The sequence below is a fragment of the Brevundimonas vesicularis genome (assembly GCF_044807075.1).
In the GTDB taxonomy this organism is placed as follows: domain Bacteria; phylum Pseudomonadota; class Alphaproteobacteria; order Caulobacterales; family Caulobacteraceae; genus Brevundimonas; species Brevundimonas vesicularis_G.
This window is the reverse complement of record NZ_CP085234.1, coordinates 2,129,709-2,142,421: the sequence shown is the minus strand read 5'-3', so window position 1 is coordinate 2,142,421 and position 12,713 is coordinate 2,129,709. Positions and strand designations below refer to the sequence as shown.

The following is a 12,713-nucleotide window of genomic DNA, read 5'->3' as shown; positions in this document are numbered from 1 at the left end:
TCTACTTCGACAATCTGCGGCTGCCGGGATCTTCCACCGGAAGCGCGGCCAATTCAGGCGGGAGAGCGTCGGCTGGGTAAGCGGGCACGTCCATCGACGCCAGGGCGATCAGCGGCACGCCCACATCCGCCTTGCCGCCCGACCGGTCGACGATACAGGCGGCGGCGATCACCTCGCCCCCGGCCGCCTGGATGGCGGCGATGCATTCGCGCGACGACAGGCCGGTCGTGACGATATCCTCGACCATCACGACCTTCTCGCCGGGCTCGACCGAGAAGCCGCGACGCAGTTTGAACGCACCGCTTTCGCGCTCGACATACATCGAACGGACGTTCAGATGTTTGGCTGTCTCATACCCGGGGATGATGCCGCCCACGGCTGGCGAGATGGCGACATCGACCGGGCCGACCGTGGCGACGATCTTTTCGGCCAGCGCCTTGCACAGGCGCTCGCATCGCGCGCCGTCCATGAAGACCAGATTTTTCTGCAGGAAGACCGGGCTGTGCAAACCCGACGACAGGACGAAATGGCCTTCGCGCAGGGCGCCGGCGTCGCGAAACTCATTGAGGACGTCTTCAGTGTTCATGACAGGGTTCTAGACCCGGATCGCGCGCGGATGAACCCTGCGGCGACGCTTCATTCGATGTTTTCGTTCGGCCGAAGCCCGCGCGAGAGCAGTTCAGCCCAGACGCCCTCCGCGTCCTCGGCGAAACCGATCAAGTCCAGGTCAGACGCGGCGATCATTCCATGTTCGACCATGGCGTCGAAACCGATCACCGAGGTCCAGTAGGCCTTGTCCACCAGAACGACCGGAACCGGCGGCGCCTTCTTCGTCTGGCGCAACGTCAGCATCTCGAACATCTCGTCGGAGGTGCCGAATCCGCCGGGAAACACCACAAGGGCATTGGCGCGCATCGCCAGATGCATCTTCCGCATCGCGAAATAGTGGAAGCGGAACGTCAGCTCCGGGGTCGAATAGGCGTTCGGCTCCTGCTCATGCGGCAGGGTGATGTTGAAGCCGACCGAAGGCGCGCCCGCGTCCACGGCCCCGCGATTGGCGGCTTCCATGATACCTGGCCCGCCGCCGGTGGCGATGACATTGTCGCGCGGTTCGCCGACACGCCCGCGCAAGGCTCCGCCTCGCTCGGACGCCAGTCGACCAAAGGCGCGAGCCTCGTCATACCAACGATGTCCCTCGTGGATGCGCGCGCTGCCGAAGACGACGATGGTCGAGCGTACGCCCCAGGCCCTCAACGCCTCCTCGGGCTTGGCGTATTCCATCAGGAACCGCACGCCACGCATCGAATCGCCCAGCAGGAAGTTCTGATCCATCGCCGCCATGCGATAGGACGGCGAGGCCATCTGCGCTGCGTTCGGCTTTACCGGGTCGCTCATTCGCCCCGCGCGCGCTCGACGGAATCGACCGACGGATTAGCCCTCAGCGCCGCCATGATCATGGTCGCATGCTTGGCGTCTTCGACCTCGACATCCACGTCCACGTCGAAGAAGTCCTGCTGACGATGCGCCATCGACAGGTTGATGATGTTGCCGCCGGCCTCGCCGATCAGGGTCGTGACCTGACCCAGCACGCCCGGCGCATTGCGGATCGTCGCGCGAATGCGGGCGGCGGCGACCGCGTCCGTTTCGGCCTGAGGCGTCCATTGCAGGTCATGCCAGACCGAATCGTCATCGGCGAAGGCGGCCAGGGTCTGGCAATCGATAGTGTGGACGGTCAGGCCGGATTCCGGCTCAAGAATGCCGACGATCCGGTCGCCCGGAACGGGCGTGCAGCATTGTCCGAAATGAACCGACACGCCCGGCGTCAGCCCCCCGCCGCGCACGAACAGCCGCGCTTTTTCGCCCTGGATGCGCTGCTTCTCGGGCCCGGCCTTCAGCCGCCCCTTCAGCGCTGGGAACAGGATTTCGGCCGCCGTCGTCGGCGACAACCGCCCGCGACCCAGGCCTTCGAACAGATCGTCGTCGCTCGCGACCGCCAGCAACTCCAGAACCGGCTTCAGCGACACGTCGGTCAGAGTCTTGTCGACCCGGCCCAGGGTCTGATCCAACGCGACGCGGCCCAGCTTGATGAACTCTTCGCGCTCGGAGGTGCGGATATGGCGGCGAATGGCGGAGCGCGCGCGGCCTGTGACCGTCAGGCTCCGCCAGTCCGCAGGCACTTCGCGCTTGGAGCCCCGAATGATCTCGACCACGTCGCCGTTCTGGAGCGGCGTCCGCATGGGCTTCAACTCGCCATTGACCTTGACCCCTACGGCGGTGTCCCCAACCTCGGTGTGGACGGAATAGGCGAAATCCAGAGGCATTCCCCCGCGTGGCAGGGTGACCAGTTGGCCCTTCGGCGTGAAGACGAAAACCTGGTCCAGATACATTTCGAGCTTGGCGTGCTCGACCCAGTCCTCGCCGCCCTCGCCGTGCTCGATCACCTGAACCAGGTGACGCAGGTTCTGAAGCGGGTCACGCCCGCCGCCCTGTTCCATCGCCTCGCGGTCGAAGCCATAGGAATGGTTCTTGTAGCGCCAGTGGGCGGCGACCCCGTCCTCGGCGATCCGATCCATGTCCTCGGTGCGGATCTGCATCTCGATCCGCAGGCCCCGAGGGCCGACGACGGTCGTGTGGAGCGAGCGATAGTTGTTCGACTTGGGCGTCGAGATGAAGTCCTTGAACCGCTCGGGCACCATCGGCCATTCGCGGTGGATTACACCTAGGGCACGATAGCAGTCGTCCTCCGCCTCGACGATCACGCGGAAGCCGTAGATGTCCGACAGGGACGAAAAGCCGACCGACTTACGCTGAAGTTTGCGCCAGATCGAATAGGGCGTCTTCTGCCGGCCATAGACCTTGGCCTTCAGACCCGCCTCGGACAGGACGCGCTCGACCTCGCTCGCCACGCCGTCGATGGCGCGACCGTGCTCCAGCTTCAACGCCTCCAGCCGTCGCTCGATAGCGGTCTTGGCCGTTGGGTTCAGATGTGTGAAGGCCAGTTCTTCCAGCTCGGACGCGATCGAGTGGATACCGATCGACCGACCCAGGGGCGCATAGACTTCCAGCGTCTCGCGGCTGATCCGCTCGCGCTTCTCCGGCTTCACGAACTGGAGCGTGCGCATATTGTGCAGACGGTCGGCCAGCTTGACCAGCAGCACCCGCACGTCCCGGCTGATGGCCAGGATGAATTTGCGCAGGTTCTCGGCCTGGCGCGTGTGTTCGGCCTGAAGCTCCAGCCGCGACAGCTTGGTCACGCCCTCGACCAGGACCGCGACCTCTTCACCGAACATGCCGGCGATGTCGTCGCGCGTCGCGGTCGTGTCCTCGACCACGTCATGCAACAGGGCGGTGACGATGGTGGCGGTGTCGAGCTTGTAGTCGGTCAGTATGCCCGCGACCTGGATCGGGTGGGCGAAATAGGGATCGCCCGAGGCTCGCAACTGCGAGCCGTGCATCTTCATCGCATAGACGTAGGCGCGGTTCAGAAGCGCTTCGTCGGCGGTAGGGTCATAGGCCTTGACGGCCTCGATCAGCTCGAACTGACGCAGGATCGGCGCGCGCTTGGCCTGCGGCGCCGGATCTACGAGCGCCGTCTGAGGGTCGTTTTTGTTTGCAGCTTGGGGCGCCGGCGGAACCGTTTCGGTCCGCGCCGGCAGGATAGTGACGCCAGGGGCTCCCTCGGGCGTCAGTACCGCTCCTCCTGACCGCCGTCGCGGTCGCTTTGCAGGGCGCGGATCAGTTCGGCTTCGGCCATGTTCATGTGCTGCGGCGAGGCCAGCAGGGCGACCGTTTCGGCCTCATCCTCGGCTTCCGTCCGCTCATCGACGCGTTGCAGCGTGGTAATGATGGTTTCGCGCAGTTCGTCCGGCACGACGGTATCGTCGGCGATTTCGCGCAGGGCGACGACAGGGTTCTTGTCGTTGTCGCGGTCGATCGTCAGGGCGGCGCCGTTGGCGATGCTGCGGGCGCGGTGGCCGGCCATCAGCACCAGACCAAAGCGGTTCGGAACCTTCTCGATGCAGTCTTCGACGGTGACGCGGGCCATGGAATTCCTCGAACGCGGGGGAGAACCGCGTCAAATACAGATGAGGACGGGCTTTTGCAACGCCACAGGGGCGGAAGTTGGGCGTCAGGTCGGGCGGGCGTCGGCGCCGACGGTAGCCAAAGCGGCCAGGTCGCTCGCCGCCCCGCCATGCGGATGCACCCAACTCGGCGCGATCTCGGCGATGGGCCCCATGACAAACCGCCGCTCGGCCGCGCGGGGATGGGGCAGGATTAGCCCTTCCAGATCACCGCTCAATCGTCCGTAGGCGATCAGGTCTAGATCCAGCGTCCGCGGCGCATTGCGAACCGACCGCTCGCGGCCGAAGGCATCCTCGATCCGGCCGAGCGCCGCCATCAGAGCATGCGGATCGTGTTCTGTGCGGACGATGACCACGCCATTCAGAAAGGCTGGATCGTGCGGATCAGGCCAGGCCATCGACGACCACCACGACGAGCGTGCAACGACATCAGTTCCTTCGCTGCGAAAACGCGCGAGCGCCGCCTCCAGCGCTTCGGTGCAGGACGACCATGCCCCCTTGTCATTGCAGCCCAGGGCCACGATGACTGCATCATTCAGGTCGAACCCGTCATCGATTGCGACGGCGACCGCGCGATCCGATTTTTCATCTCTTTCGACGGCTTCGACCATGTTTCATCCCACCGACCGGCTGGCGATCTTCATCGACGGCTCGAACCTCTACTCCGCCGCCCGCGCCCTGCAGCACGACATGGACTTCCGGCGGATGCTGGACTGGTTCCGCGAGAGGTCCATTCTGACCCGCGCATACTACTATACGGCCGTGGTCGAGGGCGAGGAATTCTCGCCGGTGAAGCCGCTGGTGGACTGGCTGGACTACAACGGCTTTTCGGTCGTCACCAAGCCGGTGAAGCGGTTCACGGACAATAGCGGCCACAGCCGGATCAAAGGCAATATGGACATCGAGATCGCGGTGGACATGCTGGAACTGGCGCCGCACATCGACCATGCGGTGCTGTTCTCCGGCGACGGCGACTTCCGGCGGGTGGTTCAGGCGATCCAGGCCAAGGGCGTGCGGGTCACTGTCATCTCGACCCAGAAGACTCAGCCGCCGCATATCGCCGACGAACTGCGTCGTCAGGCCGACGCCTTCCTGGACCTGAACGATCTGATGGCCGACTTCGGCCGCCCGAAGGCCGCCCAATGACCCTGACGCCCGAACCGCCCCGCGACTGCCCCCTGTGCCCTCGCCTGGTCGCCTATCGTCAGGAGAATGCGCGTCAGAATCCAGACTGGTGGAACGGACCGGCCGCCTCCTTCGGCGACCCGAACGCGCGCCTGCTGATCGCCGGCCTCGCGCCCGGCCGCACCGGCGCGAACCGGACGGGACGTCCCTTCACCGGCGATCACGCCGGCTGGCTGCTGTACGATACGCTGAAGAAGGCCGGCTTTGCGAATGGGTATTACGATCCCAACGGCGACGATGATCTGACGCTGACGGACTGCATGATCACCAATGCGGTCCGGTGCGCCCCGCCCGGGAACAAGCCTCTGCCGATCGAGGAGACGACCTGCCGTCCCTTCCTGATCGACCGGCTCAAACTGCTGCCCAATCTGAAGGTGATCGTGACGCTGGGCGACGTCTCGCGCCGCAACATCCTGAAAGCGTTCGGACGGCCTGCGTCAGCGATGCCCGCGGGTCACGGGGCGCAGGGCGAAGCCGGCGGATACGTCATTCTGAACAGCTATCACTGCTCCCGGTTGAACACGAACACCGGTCGCCTGACGCCGCAGATGTTCGAGGAAATCTTCGCGCGCGCCCGAACCCTGATCGAGGCCTGAGCCTCAGCCCTTGTCCCGCATCAGCCGGGCCTTATCGCGCTGCCAGTCGCGTTCGGCCGAGGCCTCGCGCTTGTCGTGCAGCTTCTTGCCCTTGGCCAGCGCGATCTCCAGCTTCGCCTTGCCCGCATCGTTCAGATAGAGCTTCAGCGGGATGATGGTCTGACCGTCGCGCTGGACCGCGCCCATCAGCTTGTCGATCTGCTTTCTGTGCAGCAACAGCTTGCGCGGCCGGCGCGGCTCGTGGTTGAAGCGGTTCGCCTGTTTGTACGGCGGGATATCGGCGTTGATCAGCACGATCTCCCGCCCCTCCACCGCCGCATAGCTTTCGGCGATATTGGCCCGGCCGTCACGCAGCGCCTTGATCTCGGTGCCCAGCAGCTGGATCCCGGCCTCGATGTTGTCTTCCAGGAAATAGTCGAACCGCGCGCGGCGGTTTTCGGCGATGACCTTGGATTTCGATTGCGGCTTGGGCGCCATCAGATGACGCCCGCCGCCGCCATGGCGCGGTCGATGAAAGGTTTGACCGCATCGGAGGTCGGCGACAGCGGCAGACGCGCCTCCTCGTTGCACAAGCCGAGCTTGGCCAGGGCGTATTTCGTCGGCGCGGGCGAGTTGTCCAGGAACAGCGCCTTGCAGAGACTGATCAGTCGATCCTGCCAGTCGCGCGCCGTCGAGTAATCGCCCGCAGTCATCGCATTGTGCAAGGCGACCATGGCCTCGGGCGCAACATTGGACGCCACCGAGATCAGCCCGACGCCGCCATGGGCGTGGTAGCCGAGATAGCTGGGGTCGTCGCCCGAGATCAGGTCGAACTGGCCGTCGATGTTCGCGCGCATCCAGCTGACGCGGCTCATGTCGCCCGTCGCGTCCTTGATGCCGACGATGTTGGGGTGGGCCGCGAGCCGCGCCACCGTCTCATTGGACAGATCGGATCCCGTCCGGCCCGGCACATTGTACAGCAGGATCGGCAACTGCACGGCGTCGGCCACCGCCTCGAAATGCGCCGCCATGCCCGCCTGGGACGGGCGAATATAATAGGGCGTCACGATCAAAGCCCCGTCCGCGCCCACCGTCTTGGCGTGGCGGGTCAGGTCGATGGCTTCCTTGGTATAGGGCGATCCGGTGCCGGCGATGACGGCGACACGTCCCGCCGTCAGACGCACGCACAGTTCGATGACGTGTTTGTGCTCATCCAGATCCATGCTGGCGCCCTCGCCCGTCGTGCCCATCGGGACGACGCCGTGGACCCCTGCGGCGATCTGACGCTCGAGCAGTTTGGCGAATGCGGCTTCGTCCACGTTTCCGTCACGAAGTGGTGTGATCAGGGCGGTGATCACGCCCTTGAACAAGGGGGCGTTCATGAGACTAAGCTGGCCTGCGTGGGGAGTGACGATGGACGGATGTTCATCGCCTTTGCAATGAGCGCCGGACGTTAGGTCGCCAGCGGCTCCGCCGCAACCGGGATTGAATGGGAACAGGACAGATCATGATCGCGACCAGTCTGGCGGCGGCCCTCGCCGTCCTTGCGCCGAACCCGCAGGACGCCCTGCCCACCCAGCCTGTGCCCTATGCCTCGGCGTCTTCGTCCGTGCCCGGTTATTCGGCAACCTATCAGGGTCGCGTGCTGAATGATCAGGACACGGCGCTGTTTCGTCAGGGGCTGGCGGCGGCCCGTGCGCGCGATGTGTTCGGCGCCCAGTCCGCCATGTCGCAAATCAGGGACGCCTCGGCGCGCAAGCTGGTCGAATGGGCGCTGATCGACACCTCGGGCGAGCAACTCTCATACTCGGACCTCGCGCGCGGTCAGTCCGATCTGGCGGGATGGCCGCGCGGCGAATCAAGACGCGCCGCCGCCGAAAAGGTGCTGGACCGCTCCGGCATGGGCGCGGACGCCGCCCTGGCCCTGATGTCCGACGGCAAGCCGACGACGGTCGAGGGAGCCATCGCCTACGCCTCTGCGCTGCAACAGCGCGGTCGCCAGGATGAGGCGCGCGCCCTGGTCCGCGACTGGTGGCGCACCCGGTCGTTCGATGACGCGCCGCAGTCGCGTATTCTCGGCCAATGGGGCTCCTGGTTGACGCCCGCCGATCACGAGGCCCGGCTGAATATGCTGCTGCTCGGTCCGCACGGGCCGGCGACGCGCAGCATGATCAATCTGGTCTCGCCCGATCGCGCCGCTATCGCCAACACGGTGATGACCCTTCGCTCGGCCTACAGCCCCAACGCCGTCATCGCCAATCTGACGCCGGCCCAGGCGGCCGATCCGGCGGTCGTGCTGGAGCGGGTTCGCCTGCTGCGATCGCAGAACCGGCAGCCCGAAGGCTTTGCGCTGCTGGCCAATCTTCCGCCGGCGCCAGGCCACACGACCGGCGACAACACTCTGTGGAGCGAGCGCCGCAACTACTTCCTCGACGCCCTGCAACAGGGCAACTGGCGCGCAGCCTATGACGCCATGAACGGTCACGGCTTCACCTCGGGCGACCGGATGGTGGACGCCGAGTTCTTCGCCGGCTGGGTCGCCCTGACCAAGTTGAACCAGCCCGAGGTCGCCGCCCGCCATTTCGAGGCTCTGCGCACCGCCTCGTCCACGCCGATCACTCAGGGCCGCGCCTTCTATTGGCTGGGTCGCGCCGCCGAGGCGCGCGGCGAACGCGACGCCGCCCTCGCCTACTATCGCAACGGCGCCCAGCATTGGCAGACCTTCTACGGTCAGCTAGCGGCCGAGAAGGCGGGCATGACCACGCTTCAGCTGCCGGGCGAGCCTGTGCCTTCCCGAGCGGACATCGCCCGTTTCGAAGGCAATGAGATCGTCCGCGCCACGCGCATCTTGGGCGAGACGGGCGAAATGAGCCTGCTGCGGGTCTTCGCCTATCAGCTCGACAATGACCTGCCGACCATCAACGACCTGGCCCTGCTGATGGACCTGTCGCGCGGCTATGGCGAGGGTTTCACCGCCATGATGGTGGGCCGCGCCGCTAGCCAGCGGGGCTTTGTCATGCCCGAGCGCATGTATCCGGTCCGCATTCCGCCCCAGGTCGCCGGCGCCGCGCCGCTGGAATTCACCCAGGCGATCACACGCCAGGAATCCAGCTTCGATCCCCGCGCCCGCTCCGGCGCCGATGCGCGCGGCATGATGCAGTTCCTGCCGTCCACCGCTTCCGGCGTCGCCCGCCGTCTGGGCATGAGCTATTCGGCCGAGCAGTTGTGGGATCCCGACTACAACATGACCCTGGGCAGCTATCACCTGGGCGAACTGATGGCCGCAAACAACGGCTCCATGCTGCTGGCGACCGTCGGCTACAACGCCGGCCCGGCGCGCCCCAGCCAGTGGATCGCCCGTTGCGGCGACCCGCGCGGCGATGCCATCAAGACCATCGACTTCATCGAGTGCGCGCCCTTCACCGAGACGCGCAACTACATGATGCGGGTGATGGAGAACATGGCCGTCTACAAGGCGCGCCTGAACGGCGGCACGGCGCCGCTGACGCCGTCGGCCGACATCTCGCGCGGATCGGCGGCGGGCGCGCGGCCCTACGTCGCCTATTGAGCCCGGCGGGCCGCCAAAAGCGGCCCGTTCGGCCCCTCGATCCACGCGCCGTCCAGCCCGAACACCTCGCGCAGGACGGCGGGCGACAGGGCCTGGATCGGCGGGGCGTCGGCGACGACTCGCCCCCGGTCCAGCACGACGATGCGATCCGCCACAGTCGCAGCCAGGGTCAGGTCGTGAAGGCTGACCAGCACCCCTGCCCCGTCGTCAGCACGCGCCCTCAAGCGCTCCAGCACAAGACGCTGCGCATCTGGGTCCAGCCCCGCGGTCGGCTCGTCGGCCAGCAGCAACGGCGCATCGACGACAAGGGCGCGCGCCAGCAGAACCCGGGCACGTTCGCCACCTGACATTTCGGCCACGCCGCGGTGCGCCAGATGGCCAACGCCGACCTCGTCCAGAGCGGCTCGCGCGCGCGCCAGCGCATCCGCGCCTGACAGAAACGGCGCACCGAGCGCCGCCACTTCCACCGCCGGCAGATTCCAGGCGATGCGCCGTTCCTGCGGCAGATAGGCGACGCGTTCCGCCCGCTGGCGATGGGACAGATCGACGATGTCCGCGCCGCCCAACCTGATTTGTCCGCCGGTCGTGGCCAAGAGGCCCGCAGCGGCGCGGATGGCGCTGCTCTTGCCCGCTCCGTTTGGTCCGCACAGTGCCACGACCTCGCCCGCCGCGACCGACAGGCTCACCCCATCCAGTACGACGGCCTTGCCCAGTCGCGCCTGAATGTTCTCCAGCGCCAACAGGCTCACAGCCGCCACTCCCGCGCCGCGCGCCAAGCGATCAGGGCGAACAGGGGCGCGCCGATCAGGGCGGTGAACACGCCCAGCTTCAGTTCCTGATCCGTCGGCGTCAGTCGCGCCAACAGGTCCGCCACGATCAGCATCAGCCCGCCCGCCAGCGCCGAGGGCGCCAAGATTCGCTTCGCATCACCCCGCACCGCCGCTCGCACCAGATGCGGCGCGGCCAGGCCCACGAACCCGATCACGCCCGCCACCGCCACCGCCGCCCCTGTTGCCAGGGCCGCCGCGATCAGGGCGAAGGCTCTCAACCGTCCCATATGCAACCCTGACGCCGCCGCCCCCTCGTCGCCGAGGGTCAGCATCCGCAGACCTGAGCCCGACAAGGCAGCGAAGACGCCCGCGACGATGACGGCCGGCGTCACCCAGGCCACATCGACCCAGCTTCGATTCTGCACCGATCCCAGCAGCCAGGACATGACCTCGGCCGAGGCGATCGGCGATGGCGACAGGTTGAAGATCAAGGCTGTCGCCGCGCCGGCGAAACTCGACACCGCCACTCCGAACAGGATCAGGGCCTCCGGGGCCCGCATGGCTCTGGACGCCGCGATCAACAGTCCGCCCGCAAACGCCGCGCCCGCCAATGCCGAAAGCTCGACCATTCCCGGCACAGCCGCAGCGCCAAGGACGATCGCCAGCGCCGCGCCCAAGGCTGCCGTCGCCGACACGCCCAGTACGCCGGGATCGGCTAGCGGATTGCGCAACAGCCCCTGCATCACCGCGCCTGCCAACCCCAGAGCCGCGCCGACGACCAGGGCGCAGACCGCGCGTGGCGCCCTCACCTGCCACAGCACCTCGGCCGGACCGGATGTCGGATCGCTGAAGGCAGCCGCATACTGATCGACGCTAAACACCGTCTCGCCTGCCAGCACCGCCAGAGCCAGCGCCGCGACGATGAAACCGGTCAGGATCAGGCATAGCCGAACCGTACTGTTCACGGCCGCCCCTTGGCCATCATCTCAACCGCATCGGCGGCGAACCAGGCCGGGCACGTCAAGGTCGCAGCGGGCAGGCGCGCCGCCGTTCGACTCTCGGCCGCTCGCGCGACAACCGGATGCCGCCCCGGTCCGCGCAGGTCGGCGCGCAGCTGATCGAAGAAGCCGAGCACAAATCGCACCGGAGGATTCATCGCGATCCGCTCGACGCTGAGTGCGCCAAAACCGGGAGCGGCCGTGATATTGCGAAATCCGGCCGCCCGCATCAACACATCCATCAGCGTGCCAGGCCCCGCCGTGAAGCCCCCTGATGTCAGATAGACGGCCCCCGGCGCCTCAGCCGCGCGCTTCACCGGCGCCGCTTTGGCCAACTTCTCGTCCATCCGTCGCTCTAACGCCCGTCCGCGCTCAGCCTGTCCCAGATCCCGCGCCACGGTTTGGATATTCCGGCGCACCCCATTTAGGTCCACCGCGTCCTCGATCGTGACCACCTTGACTCCGCGCTGCGCCAGCGCCGTCAGCAGGCGCGGCTCGCCGCCCCAGTAGCGCACCACGACATCAGGCTGAAAACCCACGGCGGACTCGAGCGTCGGACGCAAACGCCTGTGACCGACCGCCTGCTGACGCAGCCAGGCGTCAGGATCGTCGGCGCGCGGCGACAGTGCGATGTCTGCATCCGGCGCTAGAGCCAGCACATATTGGTCGGCGCACTGGTCCAGCGCCATGATCCGCAAGGGCCTGGCCTGAGCCGTGCTGCTGCTGAACCCCAGAGCCGCCAAGGCGACGCAGATACGTTTCATCCTTCGATCAAACCGGCGAACAGGGCATCCAGGGTCGTGCGAACCAGCGCCTGCCGATCGGACCACGGGAAATAAGGCTTTGTGATCATCAGAGACACGATCCCGTGCGCCGCAGCCCAGATCGCCTGGGCGATCGTTGCGGGATCGCCCTTCATGCGTCCGGCCGTCACGGCGTCCCCGACGGTCGCTTCCAATGTCGTGAACAGGCTGGAGCCAAGCTCGCGCGCCGCGTCCTGAGCGCCCTCTCGCGCCTCGACCGGCCGGGTCAGGTAAATCAGGCGATAGGCGTTGGGATGGGCGAAACCGAAGTCGATATAGCCCTCGATCATCCGCCGCAGGCGCTGCTCGGGCGGCGCGGCCTCATCTGCGACGGCGGCGTTCGACGCGATCAACCGGGCGAAGGCGTCACGGCAGATTTCCTGCAGGATCGCGCCCTTGTCCGGGAAATGCATATAGAGCGCCGTCGACGACAGCCCGACCTCGTCCGCAATCTTGCGAATCGTCGCGCCTTCATAGCCGTGCTCGACGAAGATGCGCTCGGCCGCCGCCAGGATTTCGCCCCGCCGCGAATGGCCTTCGCCTTTGGGCTTTCGGGTCGTGCGCGAGGCGTTCGAAAGTTCAGACAAGCCGCTGCTCCGGGTGAGGCGCCCTGAATAGCGACAATCCGTCCCGGACGCCAACCGACTTGCCGAACGCAGTTGTTTCAAATAGCAATTGGGGGTTGTGGCGCTCTGGGGGCGGGTGCGGTGAAGGATTGGGCGCATCCGGGGA

General features: G+C 66.5%; 14 protein-coding genes. 3 read left to right on the top strand and 11 right to left on the bottom strand.

Going from position 1 to position 12,713, the window contains the following annotated elements; all coding sequences use genetic code 11:
• Position 1: 1 nt before the first annotated feature.
• The 5 genes from pyrE to folK all read right to left on the bottom strand — a co-directional run bounded on the left by pyrE (position 2) and on the right by folK (position 4,693).
• Entirely contained in the window at positions 2-586 is a 585-nt protein-coding gene (gene pyrE / locus LG306_RS10670) for an orotate phosphoribosyltransferase (RefSeq protein WP_404414302.1), read from the bottom strand.
• A 50-nt stretch (positions 587-636) separates the two neighbouring features.
• The gene (locus tag LG306_RS10665) at positions 637-1,395 is read right to left on the bottom strand and encodes a TIGR00730 family Rossman fold protein (RefSeq protein ID WP_404414300.1); all 759 of its coding nucleotides are present in this window, start codon (positions 1,393-1,395) and stop codon (positions 637-639) included.
• On the bottom strand, positions 1,392-3,461 hold the full coding sequence (locus tag LG306_RS10660) for a RelA/SpoT family protein (RefSeq protein ID WP_404414298.1): 2,070 nt from the start codon (positions 3,459-3,461) through the stop codon (positions 1,392-1,394). The genes LG306_RS10665 and LG306_RS10660 overlap by 4 nt, the downstream gene beginning before the upstream one ends.
• A 224-nt stretch (positions 3,462-3,685) precedes the next feature.
• Positions 3,686-4,045 carry a DNA-directed RNA polymerase subunit omega gene (gene rpoZ, locus LG306_RS10655; protein ID WP_017504892.1) on the bottom strand — a complete coding sequence of 120 codons (360 nt, stop codon included), beginning with the start codon at positions 4,043-4,045 and terminating at the stop codon, positions 3,686-3,688.
• Between the two features lie 84 nt (positions 4,046-4,129).
• Positions 4,130-4,693 (bottom strand): 2-amino-4-hydroxy-6-hydroxymethyldihydropteridine diphosphokinase, encoded by a 564-nt coding sequence (gene folK, locus LG306_RS10650; protein ID WP_404414296.1) that lies wholly within the window; start codon positions 4,691-4,693, stop codon positions 4,130-4,132.
• Between folK and LG306_RS10645 the strand changes: the two genes are divergently transcribed.
• Both LG306_RS10645 and LG306_RS10640 read left to right on the top strand, forming a co-directional pair.
• Entirely contained in the window at positions 4,692-5,228 is a 537-nt protein-coding gene (locus tag LG306_RS10645) for an NYN domain-containing protein (protein WP_404414294.1), read from the top strand. The two genes, folK and LG306_RS10645, sit on opposite strands and share 2 nt — an antisense overlap.
• The gene (locus LG306_RS10640; protein WP_404414292.1) at positions 5,225-5,863 is read left to right on the top strand and encodes a uracil-DNA glycosylase; all 639 of its coding nucleotides are present in this window, start codon (positions 5,225-5,227) and stop codon (positions 5,861-5,863) included. Before LG306_RS10645 ends, LG306_RS10640 begins: the two co-directional genes overlap by 4 nt.
• A gap of 3 nt (positions 5,864-5,866) precedes the next feature.
• Here LG306_RS10640 and smpB read toward each other — a convergent pair whose 3' ends face one another.
• Both smpB and dapA read right to left on the bottom strand, forming a co-directional pair.
• Complete coding sequence (gene smpB / locus LG306_RS10635) at positions 5,867-6,340, bottom strand: SsrA-binding protein SmpB (RefSeq protein ID WP_055809902.1); 474 nt, start codon at positions 6,338-6,340, stop codon at positions 5,867-5,869.
• Positions 6,340-7,224 carry a 4-hydroxy-tetrahydrodipicolinate synthase gene (gene dapA, locus LG306_RS10630; RefSeq protein WP_404414290.1) on the bottom strand — a complete coding sequence of 295 codons (885 nt, stop codon included), beginning with the start codon at positions 7,222-7,224 and terminating at the stop codon, positions 6,340-6,342. The genes smpB and dapA overlap by 1 nt, the downstream gene beginning before the upstream one ends.
• 125 nt (positions 7,225-7,349) lie before the next feature.
• Here dapA and LG306_RS10625 point away from each other — a divergent pair, with 125 nt between their 5' ends.
• Positions 7,350-9,410, top strand: a complete 2,061-nt coding sequence (locus tag LG306_RS10625) for a transglycosylase SLT domain-containing protein (RefSeq protein WP_404414288.1) — start codon at positions 7,350-7,352, stop codon at positions 9,408-9,410.
• On the opposite strand, the gene LG306_RS10620 is transcribed toward LG306_RS10625, so the two are convergent.
• The 4 genes from LG306_RS10620 to LG306_RS10605 are packed head-to-tail and all read right to left on the bottom strand — an operon-like array spanning position 9,404 to position 12,568.
• On the bottom strand, positions 9,404-10,159 hold the full coding sequence (locus LG306_RS10620) for an ABC transporter ATP-binding protein (protein WP_404414286.1): 756 nt from the start codon (positions 10,157-10,159) through the stop codon (positions 9,404-9,406). The two genes, LG306_RS10625 and LG306_RS10620, sit on opposite strands and share 7 nt — an antisense overlap.
• The gene (locus tag LG306_RS10615) at positions 10,156-11,145 is read right to left on the bottom strand and encodes a FecCD family ABC transporter permease (protein WP_404414284.1); all 990 of its coding nucleotides are present in this window, start codon (positions 11,143-11,145) and stop codon (positions 10,156-10,158) included. Before LG306_RS10615 ends, LG306_RS10620 begins: the two co-directional genes overlap by 4 nt.
• Complete coding sequence (locus LG306_RS10610) at positions 11,142-11,942, bottom strand: ABC transporter substrate-binding protein (RefSeq protein WP_404414282.1); 801 nt, start codon at positions 11,940-11,942, stop codon at positions 11,142-11,144. The genes LG306_RS10615 and LG306_RS10610 overlap by 4 nt, the downstream gene beginning before the upstream one ends.
• Complete coding sequence (locus tag LG306_RS10605; RefSeq protein ID WP_066551490.1) at positions 11,939-12,568, bottom strand: TetR/AcrR family transcriptional regulator; 630 nt, start codon at positions 12,566-12,568, stop codon at positions 11,939-11,941. Before LG306_RS10605 ends, LG306_RS10610 begins: the two co-directional genes overlap by 4 nt.
• Positions 12,569-12,713 lie beyond the last annotated feature (145 nt).